Annotated in this window: 11 protein-coding genes; 9 read left to right on the top strand and 2 right to left on the bottom strand. The window is 63.2% G+C overall.

Annotated features, from left to right (window positions below):
- The first annotated feature begins 178 nt into the window (after positions 1-178).
- Entirely contained in the window at positions 179-2,470 is a 2,292-nt protein-coding gene (locus HUK73_RS02965; protein WP_176590567.1) for a molybdopterin-dependent oxidoreductase, read from the top strand.
- A 67-nt stretch (positions 2,471-2,537) separates the two neighbouring features.
- On the opposite strand, the gene HUK73_RS02960 is transcribed toward HUK73_RS02965, so the two are convergent.
- Complete coding sequence (locus tag HUK73_RS02960; protein WP_176590566.1) at positions 2,538-4,805, bottom strand: TonB-dependent receptor; 2,268 nt, start codon at positions 4,803-4,805, stop codon at positions 2,538-2,540.
- Positions 4,806-5,089: 284 nt separating this feature from the next.
- Between HUK73_RS02960 and HUK73_RS02955 the strand changes: the two genes are divergently transcribed.
- Positions 5,090-7,156, top strand: coding sequence for a 3-hydroxyacyl-CoA dehydrogenase NAD-binding domain-containing protein (locus tag HUK73_RS02955; RefSeq protein ID WP_176590565.1), 2,067 nt, complete (start codon positions 5,090-5,092; stop codon positions 7,154-7,156).
- Between the two features lie 62 nt (positions 7,157-7,218).
- Here HUK73_RS02955 and HUK73_RS02950 read toward each other — a convergent pair whose 3' ends face one another.
- Complete coding sequence (locus HUK73_RS02950; RefSeq protein ID WP_176590564.1) at positions 7,219-7,983, bottom strand: glucose 1-dehydrogenase; 765 nt, start codon at positions 7,981-7,983, stop codon at positions 7,219-7,221.
- Positions 7,984-8,239: 256 nt separating this feature from the next.
- On the opposite strand from HUK73_RS02950, the gene HUK73_RS02945 reads away from it, so the two are divergent.
- The 7 genes from HUK73_RS02945 to HUK73_RS02915 are packed head-to-tail and all read left to right on the top strand — an operon-like array spanning position 8,240 to position 19,438.
- Entirely contained in the window at positions 8,240-9,445 is a 1,206-nt protein-coding gene (locus HUK73_RS02945; protein ID WP_176590563.1) for an acetyl-CoA C-acetyltransferase, read from the top strand.
- Between the two features lie 17 nt (positions 9,446-9,462).
- Positions 9,463-11,610: a 3-hydroxyacyl-CoA dehydrogenase NAD-binding domain-containing protein gene (locus tag HUK73_RS02940; protein ID WP_176590562.1), complete on the top strand. Its 2,148-nt coding sequence runs from the start codon at positions 9,463-9,465 to the stop codon at positions 11,608-11,610.
- Between the two features lie 10 nt (positions 11,611-11,620).
- Positions 11,621-13,405, top strand: a complete 1,785-nt coding sequence (locus HUK73_RS02935) for an acyl-CoA dehydrogenase C-terminal domain-containing protein (RefSeq protein WP_176590561.1) — start codon at positions 11,621-11,623, stop codon at positions 13,403-13,405.
- A gap of 38 nt (positions 13,406-13,443) precedes the next feature.
- On the top strand, positions 13,444-14,883 hold the full coding sequence (locus tag HUK73_RS02930; protein ID WP_176590560.1) for an NAD(P)/FAD-dependent oxidoreductase: 1,440 nt from the start codon (positions 13,444-13,446) through the stop codon (positions 14,881-14,883).
- Between the two features lie 16 nt (positions 14,884-14,899).
- On the top strand, positions 14,900-16,333 hold the full coding sequence (locus tag HUK73_RS02925; RefSeq protein WP_176590559.1) for an aldehyde dehydrogenase: 1,434 nt from the start codon (positions 14,900-14,902) through the stop codon (positions 16,331-16,333).
- Positions 16,334-16,391: 58 nt separating this feature from the next.
- Entirely contained in the window at positions 16,392-17,159 is a 768-nt protein-coding gene (locus HUK73_RS02920; RefSeq protein ID WP_176590558.1) for an SDR family NAD(P)-dependent oxidoreductase, read from the top strand.
- A gap of 11 nt (positions 17,160-17,170) precedes the next feature.
- Positions 17,171-19,438: a molybdopterin-dependent oxidoreductase gene (locus tag HUK73_RS02915; RefSeq protein ID WP_176590557.1), complete on the top strand. Its 2,268-nt coding sequence runs from the start codon at positions 17,171-17,173 to the stop codon at positions 19,436-19,438.
- The last annotated feature ends 16 nt before the right edge of the window (positions 19,439-19,454 follow it).

Raw genomic sequence — 19,454 nt, 5'->3', positions numbered from 1 at the left:
TATAGCTTAAGGCCTGAATAGCGCAGTCGAAGGCGTATCGACCATCGGTACGACTTTCATCATATGGATGATGCTTTTACACCAAGAGGTCGTCCGCGCAGCCATTGACCGATAGCAATGATACCATCCGTCCAAAACAGGGGACATAAGGCAGCCCCTTCTGCGCAGGAGAGCGGCTTTGATCAGCTTTGCCAAGAAGACATGCCCATATTGCGAGGCGAATTGCGGCGTCGTGGCGACGATCGAAGACAATCAAGTCATCGCCATAAAAGGCAATGGCGATGACAAATATAGCCACGGCTATGTCTGCGCCAAGTCACAGGCGATGCTGGGCCTGAACCGCGATCCCGACGTCCTGCGCATGCCTTTGAAGCGTACGGGCTCGCGCTTCGAGGAAATCAGCTGGCAGGAAGCGTTCGACATCGCCGGTCAGGCACTACTCGGTATTCGCAACCAGCACGGCGCCGAAGCGATCGCCACCTATCTCGGCAATCCCGGCGGCCACAGCCCCGACCTGCTGATATTCGGCGGCCTGCTGGCCTCAGCCGTCGGTTCGACGCAATTCTACACCGCCGCTTCCATCGACGCCTTTCCAAGCCTGCTCGCCAACGCCTCGATGCTGGGCGACATAGGGCTCAATCCCCTTCCGGATATCGACCGGCTTTCCTTCCTTCTCGTCATCGGCGCCAATCCGATGGTGTCGAACGGCAGCCTGTGGAGCGTCCCCGGGCTGCCCAAGGCGCTGGGCAAGATGCGCGCGCGCGGCGGGCGCATGATTGTGGTCGATCCGCGCAAGACAGAAACGGCCGAGCAGGCGGACGAGCATATCGCTATCCATCCGGCAAGCGACGCGCTGCTTTTGCTGGCCCTCATCCACACTTTCTTCGACGAGGGGCTCGTCTCCCTCGGCCGCCTGACGCCCATGGTCAGGAACCTTGATGCTCTTCAGCGGTTGGCGAACGGCTATCCCCCCGAATCCATCGCTGTCGAGACGGGGATAGAGTCGGCCCGCATCAGGCAATTGGCCCGCGAGATCGCAACCGCCCAGGGCGCCGCAGTCTATGGCCGCATCGGCGCATCATGCCAGCCTTTCGGATCGGTCTGCGCCTGGCTGATCGGCTGTCTCAACATTCTGTCGGGCAATCTCGACCGCGAAGGGGGGCTGATATTTTCCAAGCCAGTGGTGCCCAACCTCTTCTATTCCGCGCCTTTCGTCGGCGATCAGCCGCCCTATGGCCGCTACTACACGCGTGTCCGCAAGCTTCAAGAGATCGGGGGCCAGCTTCCTGCCGCCGCCCTGGCGGAAGAGATAGAGGGGGATGAAACAGGCCGCATTCGCGCGCTCATCTGCATCGCGGGCAATCCCGCCCGCTCCTTTCCCAACAGCCCGCGCATTGAAGGCGCCCTGGCCTCGCTCGATTTCATGGTCGCGATCGATCCCTATCTCAATGAAACCAGCAGCCACGCCGACATCATCATTCCGCCGCTCGACACCCTGTGCAAGCCAAGCTTCACCTTCCTGTTCAGCGCCTTCATGCCGCACAGCTTCGTCCGTTACGCGCAGCCCGTGCTGCCCAAGCCCCACGACCGCCCGTCCGACGGCGACATCGCGATCGAACTGGCCGCAAGGCTGCTCGACAAACCGAGGGCCGAAGTCGAACAGGCGCATCTGATGGCGCTTGTGACGCAGGCTATGGCCATGTTCGACTATGATGGGGAATTGACGCCCGACGTCATTTTTGCGCGGCTTGACGGTGCAACGGGCAGCGAGAAGATTTTCGACCTGCTCGTGCGACTGGGCGATTTCGGTGACCGTTTCGGCATGAGGCCTGAGGGACTGTCCCTGGCAAAGGTGCGCCAGGAACCCGATGGCATCATGCTGGGCGCGGCGCCCGCGGGCCGACTGCCCGGCCTGATCCGCACGCCGGACAGGATGATCGACCTCGCGCCCGCCGCCATCGCCGACGACCTGCGCCGTTTGAACGACTGGCGCCGTGAAGGACGTTTCGCGCCACCCATGCCACAGGCCGGACGTTTCCTGCTGTTCGGACGGCGCGATCGCCGGTCGATGAACAGCTGGCTCCATAATGTGGAGACGCTGGCCAAGGGACCGGAGCGGTTCCAGTTGCTGATGCACCCGGATGATGCGGCAGTGTTGGGCATCCGGGATGGGGACCGCGCGGACATGTCGACGGCCGGCAACAGCATCACGGTATCGGTCCAGCTGTCCGATACCGTGCGTAGCGGATCGGTCAGCCTGCCTCACGGATGGGGTCATTATGCCGAGCGCAGCCGCACGCAGGTCGCCAGCAGCCGTCCCGGCCCGAATTTCAACATATTGACCGATGAGGGCGAACTGGACGCGCCAAGCGGCAATGCCGTGTATAACGGCATTGCCGTGACCATCCGGCCGGTCGCGGCGGACGCAGGGGTTCGGGAAGCCAGCGGAAACGCGGTCGCCCCCGCCTGATCCGGACGGATTTCAAAGCGGCGAACGCCCTAACTGAACCGTTCGCCGCTTTCATTGCCCAGAAAGCCTAGAAGGAATATTTCACCTCCGCTCCCCAGGTCCGCCGCTCCCCGATGATGCCGAAGTCGAAACCCAGCGCCTGCGTGTTGCTGAAGAAGGGGAAATAGCGTTCGTTGGACAGATTCTTGCCCCATAGCGAAAATTCGAAATTGCGCTGAACCGTGAACGCCAGACGCGCGTCGAACAGCCAATAAGGCCGCCCGCCATGCGAATAGACGGTATTGCCGACCAGGACGCCGGCGCCTTCGGGCGTATAGGCGAACTTGCCGGAATGGAACGCATTGCCGTAGAGATGGATTTCGCTCTCGTCGCGCGCATAAAGCCGCGCATCGAACCCGCCCTGCACGGTGATGTCGGGCGCATAGGGGAACGGATTTCCGCCAATCGGCCCCGCGAAAGTCGCCTGACCGTCATCATATTTGCTGTCGAGCAGGCCAAGATTGGCGTAAGCGCTCAACCCATCGGAAATCCTGAGATTGCTCTCCACCTCCAGCCCCTTGATGGTGCCGTCAAAGCCGCGCAGTGTAGTCAGCAGCGACGATCCAACGGCGATCTGGTCCTGAACCTGCTGCCGCTTATATTTCATGTAGAAGGCCGTTAGGTTGAAGGTCAGCCGTCTGTCGAAAAGGGAAGATTTCAGGCCCAGTTCGAAATCATCGACCCGCTCCGGTTTGATGTAGAGGATTTCCGCTTCGGAAAAGAGCGGCTGTCCGTTGAAGTTTCCGCTACGCCAGCCGCGCGAATAGCTGCCGAAAAGCAGAATATCGTTCGTAACCTTGTAACTGAGAATCGCGCGGCCGGAAAAATATCCGTCCTTCTTGTCAAGGGGCTTGGCGTACAGATTGGGATCGAATGTGAGGCTCGCCGGAATGGTCATGACGATCGGCGTTCCGCCGACATCCTTGTCCACCAGATAGGCCTGCGCATCGAAAAACTGATTGCGGTCACGCGTATATCGGCCGCCCAACGCCAATGTCAGGCGCGGAACCAGTTCATAGCTGGCCTCGGAATATAGGGCGTAGGATTGCCTTCTCTGGTCGAAATTATACCGGAATATCCCGCCAGCCGGCGTGTAGGGATAGAATTCGACCTGATTGCGGATCTTCTGATAGTCCCGGCCATAATAGACGCCCGCGACCAGATTGAACCCCGGCGATTCATAGTTCAGGCGCAGATCCTCGCTCATCTGATCGCCATCGACATTGCCATGGAAACCCAGGATGAAGGAGGGCGACCCATCAGGATCGGAACGCTGCCGCAACTTCGCCTTGCTGTAGGATGTTACCGAAACCAGCGACAGGGCGTCGTCAAGCTTGACATTGACGTTGAGGGTCACGCCCCCAGCGTGGGTCTTCACACGGCCGGTGTGATCCGATTCCGCCTGAAAGTCGCCTAGGCCATTGCGGGAATAGCCGTAGGGATTGGTGCCGCCAGGCCCTAGCCCGACAGAGAAGGATGCAGGCGGTACGGGATTGTCACGATTGTAAAAGCCGGTGAGATTGACATCGACATCGGCAGAGGGTTGCCAGCGCAGCGTCAAGCGCCCACCGAAACTGTCGACGGATGCGAAATCGGGGCCATCACCCACATTTTCGACCGACCCCTTCCCCTTGCGGTAGATGACGGCCGCGCGCGCCGCCATGTCGCTGCCAAGTTCGAAATCGCTCGCCGCTTCAAACGCGAAGCGGCTGAACCGCCCTATGCCGGCCTTCACATAAGCGTCCGGATTGCCGTCAAGCGTCGGCTTGCGCGTAATATAACTGATCGCGCCTGCAGTCGTATTGCGGCCGAACAATGTGCCCTGAGGGCCGCGCACGACCTCCAGCCGCTCCAGGTCGAAAATCTGCGCACCCTGCGTTGGGCGGAAGGTCTGATAGACCTCATCCACATAAATGCCTATGGGCTGGGCGGTATTCACGTTGAACTGGTTGGCGGTGCCCACGCCGCGCAGAGTGAAGTTCGGCTGGCTTTGCCCCGCGAAGGAACCGACCTGCAAATTGGGTACCAGTTGGGGAAGCTGGTCGGCCTGCACGACATGCAGCGCCGCAAGTCTCTGCTCACTGATGGCCGACACGGCGACCGGCACATCCTGAAGCCGTTCCGCGCGCCGCCGCGCGGTGACGACGATATCCCCCAACCCTGCCCCGCCGTCGGCGCGCTGCGGCGTTTCGTTCGGATTACCGGATGAGGTTTCCGCCAGTGCAGTCCCACAAAGCGCGGGAGAAAATATGGCTGCAAAGGCAATAACGCTCGTTCCGACCTTGAAAATCGACAATTCCACCTCCCCTGTACTTATGGCTTTCTTTAGTCATACATCGACAATCCAATTTTATTGATGGCCCTGCACCAAAGATCATGCTCGTGATGTCGCCAGAGCCGACGGGCTTGCCAGTACCTATTCATCACATCTGCAATTTATGGAGCGGGACGCAGGGGCTTGTGGCAAATCGCTTGTCAGGTCGGCCGTCCCTCGCCACTCCCTTGGCTCGATTGCGCCCATGCGGGCGTCGACCCGAATATTGCGCCCATCGCAGGGCCAAAGATGCTGTTGGAGGATGAATGACTGAGATCGCAAGCTATGATCGCGACGGAGAAATCGGAATCGTCACGATCGATTCCAAGCCCGTCAATGCCCTTGGGATTGCGGTCCGCCGCGCGATTGCGGAGGGATTTGACCGTTTCTCAACGGATGCCGACATTCGCGCGATCGTCCTAATCTGCGGCGGACGCACCTTCTTTGCCGGTGCCGACATTTCCGAATTCGGCAAGGCGCCGGAAAAGCCGGACCTGCACGATATTCTGCATCTCATAGAAGATGCCGGAAAGCCGGTATTCGCCGCCATTCATGGCACGGCGCTTGGTGGCGGGCTGGAAGTGGCCTTGACCTGCAATTATCGCATTGCCTTGCCCAGCGCCAAGGTTGGCTTGCCGGAGGTGCATCTTGGCCTTCTGCCGGGTGCAGGCGGGACGCAGCGCCTTCCCCGGATCGTGGGGCCCGAACTCGCCCTCGACCTGATCGCCAATGGCCGACAGATCAATGCGAAAAAGGCCCTTGAGCTGGGCGTGATCGATGCGCTGGCGCAGGAGGGTGAACTGCGCGCCGACGCCGTCGCCTTTGCAAGGACCGTCCTGGCGCGCGGCGAAGCCATCGCTCGCGTTCGCGACCGGCAGGACAAGATCGACCCCTTCAAGGGCAAGCCAGAACTGTTCGACGACTATCTCAAGGCGAATGCACGTGGTTTCAGGGGTTTCAAGGCGCCGGGCAACATTGTCCGCGCGGTGCAGGCGGCGGTAGACCTGCCGTTCGAGGAAGGGCTGAAGCGCGAAAGGGAGCTGTTCCGCGAATTGCACGATTCGTCCGAAAGCGCCGCGCAACGCTATTATTTCTTCGCGGAACGGCAGACGTCGAAAATTCCCGATCTTGCCAATGACATCGCTACCCTCCCGATAAAGAGCGTAGGCGTGATCGGGGCCGGCACGATGGGCGGCGGGATTTCGATGAATTTCCTCAACGCCGGCATCCCGGTGACGCTGGTGGAAATGTCGCAGGAGGCGCTGGACCGGGGTATTTCCGTCATTCGCCGCAACTATGAAAACACCGCGAAGAAGGGCCGCCTGACCCAGGAACAGGTCGAACAGCGCATGGCCCTGATCCAGCCGTCCACCGACATCGCCGCGCTGGCGGACGTGGATCTGGTCATCGAAGCCGTGTTTGAGCGCATGGACGTCAAGAAGGAGATTTTTGCCAAGCTCGATCAGGTCGCGAAAAAAGGCGCCATTCTCGCTTCCAACACGTCCTTCCTGGATCTGGACGAAATCGCCGCCGCGACGTCCCGTCCGGGCGATGTGATCGGCCTGCATTTCTTCTCGCCCGCCAATGTGATGCGCCTGCTGGAAATCGTGCGGGGCAAGCAGACGCGCGACGTCATTCTGGCGACCGCCGTCAAGATGGCCAGGACGATCGGCAAGGTTCCGGTCGTCAGCAAGGTATGCCATGGCTTCATCGCCAACCGGATCATGGAGCCGCGTGGACGGCAGGCCGACGCAGTAATCCTTGAGGGCACATCACCCGAAGCCGTGGACAAGGCGATCTATGACTATGGCTTTGCCATGGGGCCCTTCGCCATGCTCGACCTGATCGGGCTGGACGTGCTGGGCCGCGGCTCGTCGGAACGGACCTTGATGGGCGATCTGGTGGCGCTCGATCGCCTCGGCCAAAAGAAGAATGGCGGCTTCTACGACTATGACGAAAAGCGTCGGCCGACGCCATCCCCGGTCGCGGCGAAGGTCATTGCCGATCTGGCTGCGGCAAAGGGCATCGAACAGTCCGATCCGCTGGATGCGGACGAGATCGTCGCTCGCCTTCTCTATCCCGTCGTCAACGAAGGCGCCCGCATCCTGGAAGAAGGCGTCGCGATCCGCGCGTCGGACATCGATGTCGCCTGCATCCTGGGATATAATTGGCCGGTCTACACCGGGGGCCCCATGTTCTGGGCCGACATGGTCGGTTTGCCGAAGATCGTCGCTGCACTCGACACGATGGCCGAACGCTATGGCGAAGCCTTTGCCCCGGCCGCCCTGCTGCGGGAAAAGGCGAGCAACGGCGGAAGCTTCACCCGATCCTGACGGGCTATGCACGGGATAGGCCCGGCAGCGCCCGGCCTATCCCGACGCCCTTCGCTGGTTGTTTATGGCACCTGCCCGGGCGTCGAGGTTATGCCATTGTCGATGACCAGTTCCGCCCCGTTCATGAAACGGGATTCGTCCGAAGCCAGATAGACGACGGCATGGCCGATGTCGTTGGGCGTACCCAGGGTCGTGGCGATGGTGGGCGGCATGGCGATGCCCCTTTCCTCCAGTTCCTGCGCCCCCCGCCGAACCATGTCCGTGTCCATCGCGGCGGGATAGATGGAATTGCAGCGGATACCGCGCCGCGCCTGCGCGCAATGGGCGGCTACAGATCTGGAAAGGGCGCGCACGGCCCCTTTCGCGGCGCTGTAGGCGGTGGTGCCGAACGTCCCGGTCAATCCGCCGATGGACGATATGTTAATGATCGATCCTCCTTCAGATCGCGCCATCGCCCTGATCGCATGCTTGCAACCGAGGAATGTTCCCTCGACATTGACCGCGTAGATGAAGCGAAAATCCTCCAAACTTGTGTCGTCGGGAAAGCCCATTCGCGTGACGCCGGCATTGTTGACCAGCACGTCCAGTTTTCCGAAACGACCACATACTTCGTCGACCAACGATTCCCAGCCGGCCTCATCGCGCACGTCGCGCTTCAGGAACAGCGCCGGCTCGCCGATGTCGCGGGCGACCTGCGCTCCCCTGCCCTCATCGATATCCGTGAGGATGACTTTGCCCCCCTCCCGGGCGAGCAGACGCGCGCTTGCTTCGCCCAATCCGCCGCCTGCGCCAGTGACGATGACGACCTTGTCCTGAACACGTCCCATCGGTTTTTCCTCTCGCTTGCCGGCTCTATGGCTCTGATGTTTACCGATTCCGTAGGATCGGAAACCAGTTCAGTCTGGCCTCGATCCATGCCAGCGAAAATCGAAATCATGACCTTGCCATCATCCATCACGACCCTGATCCGCATCGGCGAGGCTGAAAAGCCATTGCGTATGTAATGTCGCCTTGCCTGTCTTGCATGACACTGCCTGCCAACGGAAGAAGACGCGTAGAGACTATCTTACACTCGGAGAGAAAATGGCCAACACCGCCTACATCTACGACGCGATCCGCACGCCCCGGTCAAAGGGCAAGAGCGATGGTTCGCTCAACGAGTGCAAGCCGATCGACCTGGTAACGACGCTGTTGAACGAAATGCAGCAACGCCACGACCTGGACACCGCCCGGGTCGACGACGTTATTCTGGGATGCGTCACCCCCACGCTGGAGCAGGGTGCCGTGCTACCCAAGCTGGCGCTGATGAAGGCGGGCTGGGACGAAAGCGTGCCGGGCGCGCAGGTCAACAGATTTTGCGCATCGGGTCTCGACACTTTCAACACGGCGGCGGCCAAGATCGCGTCGGGCTGGGAAGATCTTGTCTGCGCGGGCGGCTTTGAAAGCATGAGCCGGGCGCCTATGGGCGCCGACGGCGGCGCGTTCGAGGACCCTGCCACCAACATCGCCACCGGATTCGTGCCGCAGGGCATAGGCGCCGATCTGATCGCCACGATGAACGGCTTTTCCCGCGACGATTGCGACGCGTTCGCGGTGGGTTCCCAGCGCAAGGCCGCCTATGCCCGCGACAATGGCTGGTTCGACCGTTCGGTGGTGCCCGTGCGCGACGAAAGCGGCCTGACCATTTTGGAACGCGACGATTTCATCAAGCCCCATACGGACATGCAGACGCTGGGCGCACTCAAGGCCAGCTTCGCCGGCATGGGCAAGATGGGCTATGACGATATCGCCCTGTCCAAATATGTCGGGCTGGAACGCGTCAACCATGTGCATACGCCCGGCAATAGTTCGGGCATCGTCGATGGCGCCTCCCTCGTCCTGCTCGGCAGCGAGAAGGCCGGCAGGGACATCGGCCTGACCCCGCGCGGTCGCGTTGTTTCGACCGCCGTGCTGGCGACCGATCCCGTCATCATGCTGACCGGACCGGGTCCGGCTTCCAAAAAGGCGCTGGAAAAGGCCGGGCTCACCATGAACGACATCGATCTGGTCGAGATCAACGAAGCCTTCGCCTCGGTCGCGCTGCTGCTTCAGAAGGATCTGGATGTTCCCGACGAAAAGCTGAACGTCGTCGGCGGCGCCATCGCATTGGGTCACCCGCTCGGCGCGACGGGGGGCTGCCTGGTCTCGACCGTTCTCGACGAACTTGAGCGGCGCTCGCTGAAGCGCGGCCTGCTGTGCATGTGCGTGGGCGGCGGCATGGGCATCGCCTCCATCATCGAGCGCGTCTGATCGAAGGAATGACGACAATGAACGGTTTTATCTACGAAAAGGACGCCGACGGCATCGTGACCGTCACCATGGATATGTTCGACCAGTCGGCCAACACGATGGGCGCGGCCTATAATGTCGGCATGACCGAGACGCTCGACCGGCTGGAGCGCGAGGCAGGACTGTCCGGCGTCATTTTCGCGTCCGCAAAGAAGACCTTTTTCGCCGGCGGCGACCTCAAGGAAATGCTGAAAGGCGGCAAGACGCCGGAACAGGAATTCGAAAAGGTCCAGACCGCAAAGTCCTTCCTGCGCAGGCTGGAACGGCTCCCCGTGCCGGTCGCCGCCGCGATCAACGGCGCAGCGCTGGGCGGCGGCTTCGAAATCGCGCTCGCCTGCAATTATCGGGTGGCGCTGAACAGCCCCAAAACGCTTGTCGGTCTGCCCGAAGTCACGCTCGGCCTTATTCCCGGCGCGGGCGGCGTTGTGCGCATGGTGGCGTTGCTGGGCCTTGAAAAGGCGCTGCCGCTGCTTCTCGAAGGTACCACCATGCCGGCGGCCAAGGCTTACAAGATCGGCATCGTCGATGCGCTGGTCGACACGGCCGAAGAATTGATCCCTGCCGCGAAGCAGTGGATCAAGGCCAATCCCGAAGCCGCGACCCAGCCCTGGGACCGGAGGGGTTTTGCCTATCCCGGCGGCAATGCCGACAGCAATGCCGTGCGCCAGATCGCCGCAATCGCGCCGACGATGCTGATCGCGAAGACGCGGGGGCTGATGCCCGCGCCTGCCGCCATCCTGGACGTCGCCGTGAATTCGATGCGCATGGGTTTCGACAGCGCGCTCAAGACGGAGAGCCGCGCCTTTGTTAAGCTGGTGCGCAGCCCGGAGGCGCGCGCGCAGATCACCGCCTTCTTCCTGAACATGAACGGCATCAAGAACGGCGCGAACCGGCCGCAGGGCGAACAGGCGACATTCGCCAGCTCCGCCGTTCTGGGCGCCGGCATGATGGGCCAGGGCATCGCCTGGGCGCACGCTTCGCGCAATCTGCCCGTGGCGCTCAAGGACCTGTCGGTCGAGGCCGCTGAAAAGGGCAAGGCTTATTCGGCGAAGATCGCGGATGGCCGCATCCGCAAGGGACGCATGAGCGAGGCCGACAAGGGCGCCCTGCTCGGCCGGATCACGCCCACGGGCGACTATGCCGACATGCAGGGTGTCGACATCGTGATCGAGGCCGTGTTCGAGGACATCGCGCTCAAGGAAAAGATCATCGCCGAAACCTCCGGCAGCCTGTCGGATCGCGGCATCTACGGCACGAACACTTCGACCATCCCCGTCGGACTGCTGGCGAAGGCGGTGCCGGACCCCAGCCGTTTCATCGGCATCCATTTCTTCTCGCCCGTCGACAAGATGCAGCTGGTGGAGATCATCCGGGGCGAACAGACATCGGACGCAACCGCCGCCGCAGCCTATGACTATGTCAAGCAGATCGGCAAGATCCCGATCGTCGTCAACGACAGCCGCGGCTTCTTCACCTCACGCGTCTTCGGCACCTTCACGGACGAGGGCGCGGCGCTGATCCGCGACGGCGTTGCCCCTGTTCAGATCGAGCGTGAAGCCTGGAAAGCCGGCATGCCCGTCGGCCCGCTCGCGGTAGCCGACGAAACGAGCATCCTGCTGATGAGCAAGGTGTTGAGCACCCACGGCCGTATCGACGAGATGCTGGGCGTCGCCAACGGCTATCCGGCGGACATGGACGCGACCCGCGCCGTGTCATTCGACATTCTGGCGCAAGGCCGTGGCGGGCGCCAATATGGCGGCGGTTTCTACACCTATCATGACGATGGCTCGAAATCGCTGTGGGAAGGCCTGTCCGCCTATGCATCGGGCGACGGATCGGTGCCGGGCCAGGATATTCGGGACCGGCTGCTCTTCAGGCAGTCCATCGAAACGCTGCGCTGCTACCAGGAAGGCGTCCTGCGCAGCGAGGCCGAAGCCAATATCGGCTCCATCTTCGCTTTCGGCTTTCCCGCACACACCGGCGGGGCGCTTCAGTTCATCGACTGGTACGGCCGCGCCGCGTTCCTGAATCGGGCGGCCGCATTGGCCGACCGCTATGGCGAACGCTTCCGCGTGACCGACGCCATGGCGGCGATGGTCGCCAGCGAAATGACCAGGGCAGCGTGAAGCAACGGCCATGAACTATACCGCTCCAGTAGAAGACAGCCTGTTCGTTCTCGACACGGTGGCGGCGCTGCCCGCAATCGCTGCGCTGCCCGCCTTTTCCCATATGGAGACCGAAACGCTTTCCGCGATCCTGTCGGAAAGCGGCCGCTTCGCGGCAGAGGTGATCGCGCCGCTCAACGCCAATGGCGACAAGCAAGGTTGCCGAAGGGACGCGGACGGTAATGTCCGCGCCCCCGATGGCTTCCGTGAAGCCTATGCCCGATATCGGGAGGCGGGATGGACGGCGCTGTTCCCGCCGGAAGCCTATGGCGGGCAGGCCTTGCCCCATCTTGCCTGGCTGGCGACGGAAGAATTCGTGCTTTCGGCCAATCTGAGCTTTGGCGCCTATACCGGACTGACCTCCGGCGCGGTCAGCGCGATCCTGGCGCATGGCAATGAAGCGCAGAAGGCGCTTTATCTGCCGCCCATGGTGTCCGGCACATGGACGGGCACGATGAACCTGACGGAACCGCAATGCGGCACCGACCTCAACCTCATCCGCACGCGGGCAAGGCCGGTGGGCGATGGAACCTACTCCATCACCGGCACCAAGATCTTCATCTCGGCCGGCGAACATGACCTGTCCGACAACATCGTCCATCTCGTGCTGGCGAAGACCGAGGGCGCGCCCGACAATGTGAAGGGACTGTCCCTCTTCATCGTGCCCAAATTCCTGCCTGACGGCCCAAGCACCCCCGGCCAGCGCAACGCCCTGTCATGCGGCGCGATCGAGGAAAAGATGGGTCTGCACGGCAATGCGACCTGCGTGATGAATTATGATGGCGCCACCGGCTGGCTGATCGGCGAGGAGACCAAGGGTCTCAACGCCATGTTCGTGATGATGAACGACGCCAGGCTGCATGTCGGCATTCAGGGCGTGGCGGTTGCGGAAGCCGCCTATCAGGCCGCTGTCGCCTATGCGCGCGAACGGCGGCAGGGCCGCGCGCTTACTGGCGCCGCCGATCCCGAGCAGGCGGCTGACCCCCTGACCGTCCATCCCGACGTGCGCCGCATGCTGATGGAATGCCGCTCGCTCGTGCAAGGATGCCGGGCGCTGTGCCTGTGGGCCACCGCCCAGTCCGATCTGGCACGCCATGCGCCCGACGCCGACGCGCGGCAGCAGGCAACCGACCTGCTAAGCATCGCCACGCCGGTCGTGAAGGCCTTTGTCACCGACCGCGGCCATGAATGCGCGGTCACGGCGCAGCAAGTGTTCGGCGGCCATGGTTATATCCGCGAAACCGGCGTGGAGCAGCTTGTCCGCGATGCGCGCATCACCATGATCTACGAAGGCGCTAATGGCGTTCAGGCCATGGATCTGGTCGGCCGGAAATTGTGGCAGGACGATGGGCGCGGCTTCGCCACGCTGATGGCGCAGATGCGCCGTGAGATCGCTGAAACGCCCGAGGCCCTGTCCCACCTCGCCCGGCCGATTGGTCCGGTTCTGGACGATCTGGAGGCCGCCATCGCCTGGATGATGAAGAATGCCAGGAAGGATCCCGACGCGATCGGCGCGGCGGCCTATCCCTTCCTGGAGCTTACGGGCTACGCCATGCTCGGCTGGCTCTGGCTCAAAATGGCGAAGGCCGTGCCCGGCCAGGTGGAAAAGGGCGCGCATGGCGAAGCCTTCGGCCAGGCGAAACTGACAACGGCGGACTTTTACATGCGTCGTCTGCTGCCCCGCGCCAGCGGGCTTCTTGCTCAGATAGAGAGCGGCCCCGCACCGCTCATGACGCTGGCGGAGGCGGCATTTTAGCAGAACGAGGATGAGTTGGGCGAAGGCGTTTGGAACAGTTGACCATATTGATCATGGGAGGGGGCGTGTCGGGCCTGCTCAGCGCGCTGGCGCTGGCGGATGCGGGGCATCGCGTCACCGTGATCGAACGCGACCGTTCGCCTGAGCCCGGCCATCCCGATCGTCTGTTCAACGACTGGCGGCGCCTGGGCGTCGCCCAGATCCGCCATACCCACGCCTTTCGGGCGCGCTTCAAGCAGATCGTCGAACAGCGTCACCCCGCCTTGCTGGATCGCATGATGGCCGCCGGTGCGCGCGAGCTGTCCTTTGCCGACAACCTCTCCCCTACCCTGCGCGCCAGGGTGCGCGAGAGAAGCGGTGAGGATGCGCTCCGCACCATCGCCATGCGCCGCACGACGTTCGAGGCGGTGCTGCGCGATCATGTCGCGACATTGCCGGGCGTGACCGTCGCCTACGGATCGAAGGCCAGCGCCCTGCTGCTGGACCAGCGGCCCGGACAGCCGCCCCGCGCCACGGGGCTGACGGTCGATGGGCAAGCGATCCATGCCGACCTCATCATCGATGCCGGCGGCAGACGTTCACCCATTCCCGGCTGGCTGGCGCAAGCGGGCGTCGGGGCCCACGAAGATATTGCGCCGTGCGACCTGACCTATCACAGCCGCTTCTACAACCTTGCGGAAGACGTGACCGAACCTGAACCACCGCAGGGACGCACCGGCGATCTTGGCTATCTCAAATTCGGCGTGATCCCGGCGGACAATCGCTGCTTTTCGATCACGCTCGCCCTGCCTGAACGGGAAAAGGCGCTGCGTGGGCTGGCATCGACCGATGTGGGCTTTACCGACATCTGCCGGCGCTTGCCCGGGCTGGCGCCGTTCGTCGATCCAGCCATCTCCCGGCCGCTGGGGCGCGTCGCTGGCATGGCTGATCTCAAGAGCCGATGGCGCAGCTACATGGCGGATGGGCGGCCGGTCGTGGACAATCTCCTGCCAGTGGGCGATGCGCTGGTGACGTCCAACCCTCTTTATGGCCGTGGCCTGACATTCGCACTCATCGCCGCCTGCCGCCTTGCGGACGCCATCGGCGCGTATGACAGCTTCGGCGCGGCGGCCCATGCCTATGAACGCGGCATCGAGCGGGAATTGAGAGCCTATTTCGACGACATGCGCCGCATGGACGACGCCGCGACCCGTCGGGCGGCGGCACTGGCGGGCACGGAATTGGCCGACCCTGGCCCCTCGCCCGCACATTGGCGGCTGTCACTGATACAGCGCGCGTTGCCTCATTCCCCCCGGCTGATGCGCGGATTCCTGCGCAATGTCCACATGCTGGACGGCCCGGATCGCTGGCGGTCAGGTCCGATGGCCCTGCTTGCCGCGCTCTGCGCGCTTGTCCCAAAACGGCATGGCGATATCATGGCCGGATCAACCAACCCATCGCGCGCCGACATTCACGCGATGCTCGACCTCCCCCACTGATCACAGGAAAAGAACGATGGATCGCGTCTGGAACAATTTCATCGCTGGCGCCGATGCCGAGCCGGCCTCGGGCACCTATACGGACTCCTTCGATCCGACCATCGGCGCGCCCTTCGCCAAGGTGGCCGACAGCACAGGCGAGGATGTGGACCGGGCCGTTCGCTCATGTTCGTCCGCATTCGCGCAATGGAAGGCGATGCGGCCGCTCGACCGAGGCCGGATATTGACCGACATCGGCCGCGCCATCCGCGACCGCCGGGATGAATTCGGCGCGATCGAACGCGCCGAAACCGGCAAGCCGGGATGGCAGCTGCCTTTTGAAACCGAGGTCGCGGCGCAATATTTCGAATTTTACGGCGGCCTCACCAACCTGTTCCATGGCGAGGTCATCGGGTTGGGCGAGGGATATCACAGCTACACACTGCGCGAACCCTTTGGCGTGGTCGGGGTCATCACGCCTTGGAACGCGCCGCTGAACCAGGCCGCCCGCGGCATTGCCCCTGCCCTTGCAGCGGGCAACTGCGTCGTTTCGAAGCCGAGCGAATTCACGTCCGGTTCAACAGTGCTGCTGGCGCGGATCGCCGTCGAATGCGGCATGCCCGCCGGGGTCTTCAACGTAGTGCTGGGGTCAGGGACCGAAGCGGGCAGCGCGCTGGTCTCGCATCCCGACATCCGCAAAATCGCCTTTACCGGCAGCGTGCGCGCGGGCCGCGCCATCGCCCATATCGCGGCGGATCGCATCATCCCGCTGACCCTGGAACTGGGCGGCAAATCCCCCAACATCGTCTTTGAGGACGCCGATCTCTCCGCCGCCATTCCGGGCGCGATCCGCGCCTTTGCCGGCAATGCCGGGCAAGTCTGCCTGGCCGGCAGCCGCCTGCTCGTACAGCGGTCCATCCATGCCGCCTTCGTCGAAAAGCTGGCGGCGGCAGTGGGTCAACTCAAGGTCGGGCCGGACGTCGACGCGCTGATGGGTCCGTTGACGACGAAGGCGCAATATGACCGCGTCGCATCCTTCTTCGACATCGCCCGGAGCGAAGGGCTGGAACCCGCGACAGGCGGCAGCGCCGTCACCCGCGAAGGATGGGGCGGCGGCTGGTTCCTGCCGCCGACCGTCTATGGCGATGTCAGCAATAACAGCCGACTGGCGCGGGAGGAGATTTTCGGCCCCGTGCTCGTCGTGATCCCGTTCGAGGACGAGGATGAGGCCATCGCCATCGCCAACGATACCGAATATGGCCTGGCCGCCGGTATCTGGACCCAGTCTCTGTCCCGCGCCCACAGGGTTTCGGCGGCCATCCAGGCAGGTCAGATCTATGTGAACGAATATATGGCGGGCGGCGTCGAAACGCCGCTGGGGGGCTACAAGAACAGCGGCTACGGCCGGGAAAAAGGGATTGAGGCGCTGCATCATTATACGCAGCTCAAATGCGTCACGATCAAATTATGACAGCCGGCGGATCGTCGCCGGACAACTGACGGAGAAACAGGAGAGGAGAGGAGAAGGCATGTTCGATCTGGCAGGGAAAACCGCCATTGTCACGGGTTCGTCGCGCGGCATCGGGCGCGCGATCGCAGAGGCCATTGTGGAACATGGCGGGCGCGTCGTCATTTCCAGCCGGAAAGAGGACGCCTGTCAGGCGGCGACGGCGGAAATCGAAGCGCGCCATGGTCCCGGGCGGGCGGTCTCCGTTCCCGCCAATGTGAGTTCCAGGGACGATCTGACTCGTCTGGTCCAGCGCACGCGCGAAGCCTTCGGCCGGATCGACATCCTGGTCTGCAACGCGGCCAGCAATCCGCATTACGGCCCACTCACGTCGATTTCGGAGGAGATGTTCCGAAAGATATTCGACAACAACGTCCTTTCGCCGCTGACCCTGATCGGCATGGTCGCACCGGAGATGATCGAGCGCAAGGCCGGGTCCATCATCTTGATCTCCTCCATCGGTGGACTGCTTTCCTCGACGTCGATCGGCGCCTACAACATGTCCAAGGCCGCCGACCTTCAGATGGCGCGCAATCTGGCGGCGGAATATGGCCCCTCCGGCGTGCGGGTGAACGCCATCGCGCCGGGCCTAATCGAGACGGACTTCGCCTCCGCGATCATGAACAATGAAAAGGCGCTGGCCCGCTTCGTCGATCCGGTGCCCCTGCGCCGCGTGGGGCAACCCCGCGAAATCGCGGGCGCAGCCCTTTTCCTTGCGTCCGACGCGTCCAGCTTCGTGACCGGGCAGACGATCGTCGTCGATGGCGGCGCGACGATCATGGGGGCGTGACGGAAGACAATATGTCGCACGATCGCCACTATCGTTCCTGCACGATTTGCGAGGCCGGCTGCGGCCTGGTGATCGAGACCGCATCCAACGGGCAGGTGCGGTCGATCAAGGGTGACGCGGACGACCCTGTCAGCCAGGGCTTCGTGTGCCCGAAGTCGCAGGCGATGGCCGGCATCGGGCGCGATCCCGACCGGCTTCGTCAGCCGCTGCGGCGCACGCAGGACGGATTCGAACCGATAGGCTGGGACGAAGCCTTCGCGCTCGCCGCGGAAAAGCTGAGCGCGATCCGGCAGGAACACGGCCCCGACGCCATCGCCACCTATGTCGGCAATCCGGTGGCGGGCAATGTCGGGAGCGTCCTTTACACCGGCGCGCTCACCCAGGCGATCGGGTCCCGGCAGATCTACACGGCCGCATCCATCGACGCCTATCCGCGCATGCTCGCCAACGCCCTGATGTTCGGCGACATCGGGATCAATCCGGTGCCCGACATAGAACGGTGCGATTTCCTGCTGATCCTGGGCGCGAACCCAGCGGTCAGCAACGGCAGCATGCTGACCCTGCCGGGCCTGCCTAAAAAGCTTGCGCAGATGCGCGAAAGAGGCGGGCGGATCGTCGTTGTCGATCCACGCCGCACGCGCACGGCGGAAATGGCGGACGATCATCTCGCGATACAGCCATCGACCGACGCGCTGCTACTGCTGGCCCTGGTGGAGAGCCTGTTCAGCGATGGCGTGGCGGACCGCCCGGACCTGGAAACGCGCTTTTCCGGCATCGACCAGCTTCGACAGGTCGCCGCACGCTACCCGGCGGAAAAGGTCGCCGCCATCATTGGGGTCCCCGCGGACAAGATCCGATCGCTGGCTCGATTCCTCGCGGCGGCACCAAGGGCAGCCGTCTATGGGCGGGTAGGCACCTGTTGCCAGCCCTTCGGTTCCATCGCGTCATGGCTGATCGAAGCCATCAACGCGCTGACGGGCAATCTGGACCGCGAGGGAGGCATGCTGATCCCGATGCCTATCGTGTCCACCGCCCTCTTTTCCAGCCCCTATTCCAAGGGCCAGGCGCCCTATGGCCGCTTTCACACGCGCGTGCGCAAATTGCCCGAGCTGGGCGGCCGCCTGCCCGCCGCCGCACTGGCGGAAGAAATCGCGACGCCCGGCGAAGGCCGCGTGCGGGCGCTGATCACGCTGGCCGGAAACCCTATACGCTCCTTCCCCGACAGCCGGGCCATAGAGGCGGCGGTCGAAAAGCTCGATTTCCTGATCTCCATCGACATGTATCTCAATGAAACGAGCCGTCACGCCGACCTGATCCTTCCGCCGGGCGATCCTCTGGGCGAACCCAATTGCACGCTGATGTTCGGGGCTTTCTCTCCCCGCTCCTACGCCCGCTTTTCCCCGGCCCTGCCGGCTGCCGATCCCGGTCTGGCGGATTGGGAGATCCTTCTGCGTCTCGGCGCGGCGCTCACGGGACGGGATGCCGAGTGCTACGACCGGCACTATGTCGCCGGGCTGGTCGGGTGGAGCATGCAGCGCGCCTGCATGACAGACCCGCCGCACGAAGCCATCATGCAACAGCTGACCGGAGAAACAGGCGTCGAAAAGCTGTGCGATTTCTTCATTCGCACCGGGCCTTTCGGCGATGGCTTCGGTCAGGCCGCCGGCCTCACCCTGACTGACCTGCGCGCCGCGGACCATGGCGTGGATCGCGGATATGCGCCGTCGGGCAGGCTCATGGACCTCATCCGCACGCCGGATGGAAAGGTGAACCTCGCCCCCGCACCCATCATGGCCGACCTTGAGCGGCTCGACCAATGGATCGCGGCCGGAAAGCTCGGAGAGCTGGAACCAGCAAAGGGCTATTTCATCCTGTCCGGGCGCAGGGATCTGCGTTCCATGAACAGCTGGCTCCATAATCTGCCGAATCTGGCGAAAGGTCCGGCTCGCAGCCATCTCCACGTCCACCCTGACGATGCGGACCTGCTGGGTCTGGCGGATGGTGACACCGTGGCGCTGGACGCCGGGGGCCGTCAGGTGACCGTGACGGTCGAGCGCAACGCCGATGTGCAGCGCGGGCATCTCAACCTACCGCATGGCTGGGGCCATCACGAAGCGGGAACCCGCATGGAGGTGGCGCATCAGCGCCCCGGCAGCAACTATAATCTTCTGTCCGATGCAGCCCTGCTGGACATGCCGTCGGGCAACGCGGTGTTCAACGGGCTGCGGGTGCGTCTGTCCCGCACGGCGCAGGCGCCGGAATGGACCACAGCCCACTGAAGCTGCGACCCGTTCC

Origin of the sequence: Sphingobium sp. EM0848 (assembly GCF_013375555.1) — a bacterium.
Taxonomy (GTDB): domain Bacteria; phylum Pseudomonadota; class Alphaproteobacteria; order Sphingomonadales; family Sphingomonadaceae; genus Sphingobium.
The sequence above is the reverse complement of the archived record's forward strand: the minus strand, read 5'-3'. Positions and strand labels throughout refer to the sequence as shown.

Excerpts from the sequence above, each read along its gene's own strand:
- HUK73_RS02955 (WP_176590565.1), top strand. The coding sequence starts at position 5,090 with ATGACTGAGATCGCAAGCTATGATCGCGACGGAGAAATCGGAATCGTC.
- HUK73_RS02950 (WP_176590564.1), bottom strand. The coding sequence starts at position 7,983 with ATGGGACGTGTTCAGGACAAGGTCGTCATCGTCACTGGCGCAGGCGGC.
- HUK73_RS02945 (WP_176590563.1), top strand. The coding sequence starts at position 8,240 with ATGGCCAACACCGCCTACATCTACGACGCGATCCGCACGCCCCGGTCA.
- HUK73_RS02940 (WP_176590562.1), top strand. The coding sequence starts at position 9,463 with ATGAACGGTTTTATCTACGAAAAGGACGCCGACGGCATCGTGACCGTC.
- HUK73_RS02935 (WP_176590561.1), top strand. The coding sequence starts at position 11,621 with ATGAACTATACCGCTCCAGTAGAAGACAGCCTGTTCGTTCTCGACACG.
- HUK73_RS02925 (WP_176590559.1), top strand. The coding sequence starts at position 14,900 with ATGGATCGCGTCTGGAACAATTTCATCGCTGGCGCCGATGCCGAGCCG.
- HUK73_RS02920 (WP_176590558.1), top strand. The coding sequence starts at position 16,392 with ATGTTCGATCTGGCAGGGAAAACCGCCATTGTCACGGGTTCGTCGCGC.
- HUK73_RS02915 (WP_176590557.1), top strand. The coding sequence starts at position 17,171 with ATGTCGCACGATCGCCACTATCGTTCCTGCACGATTTGCGAGGCCGGC.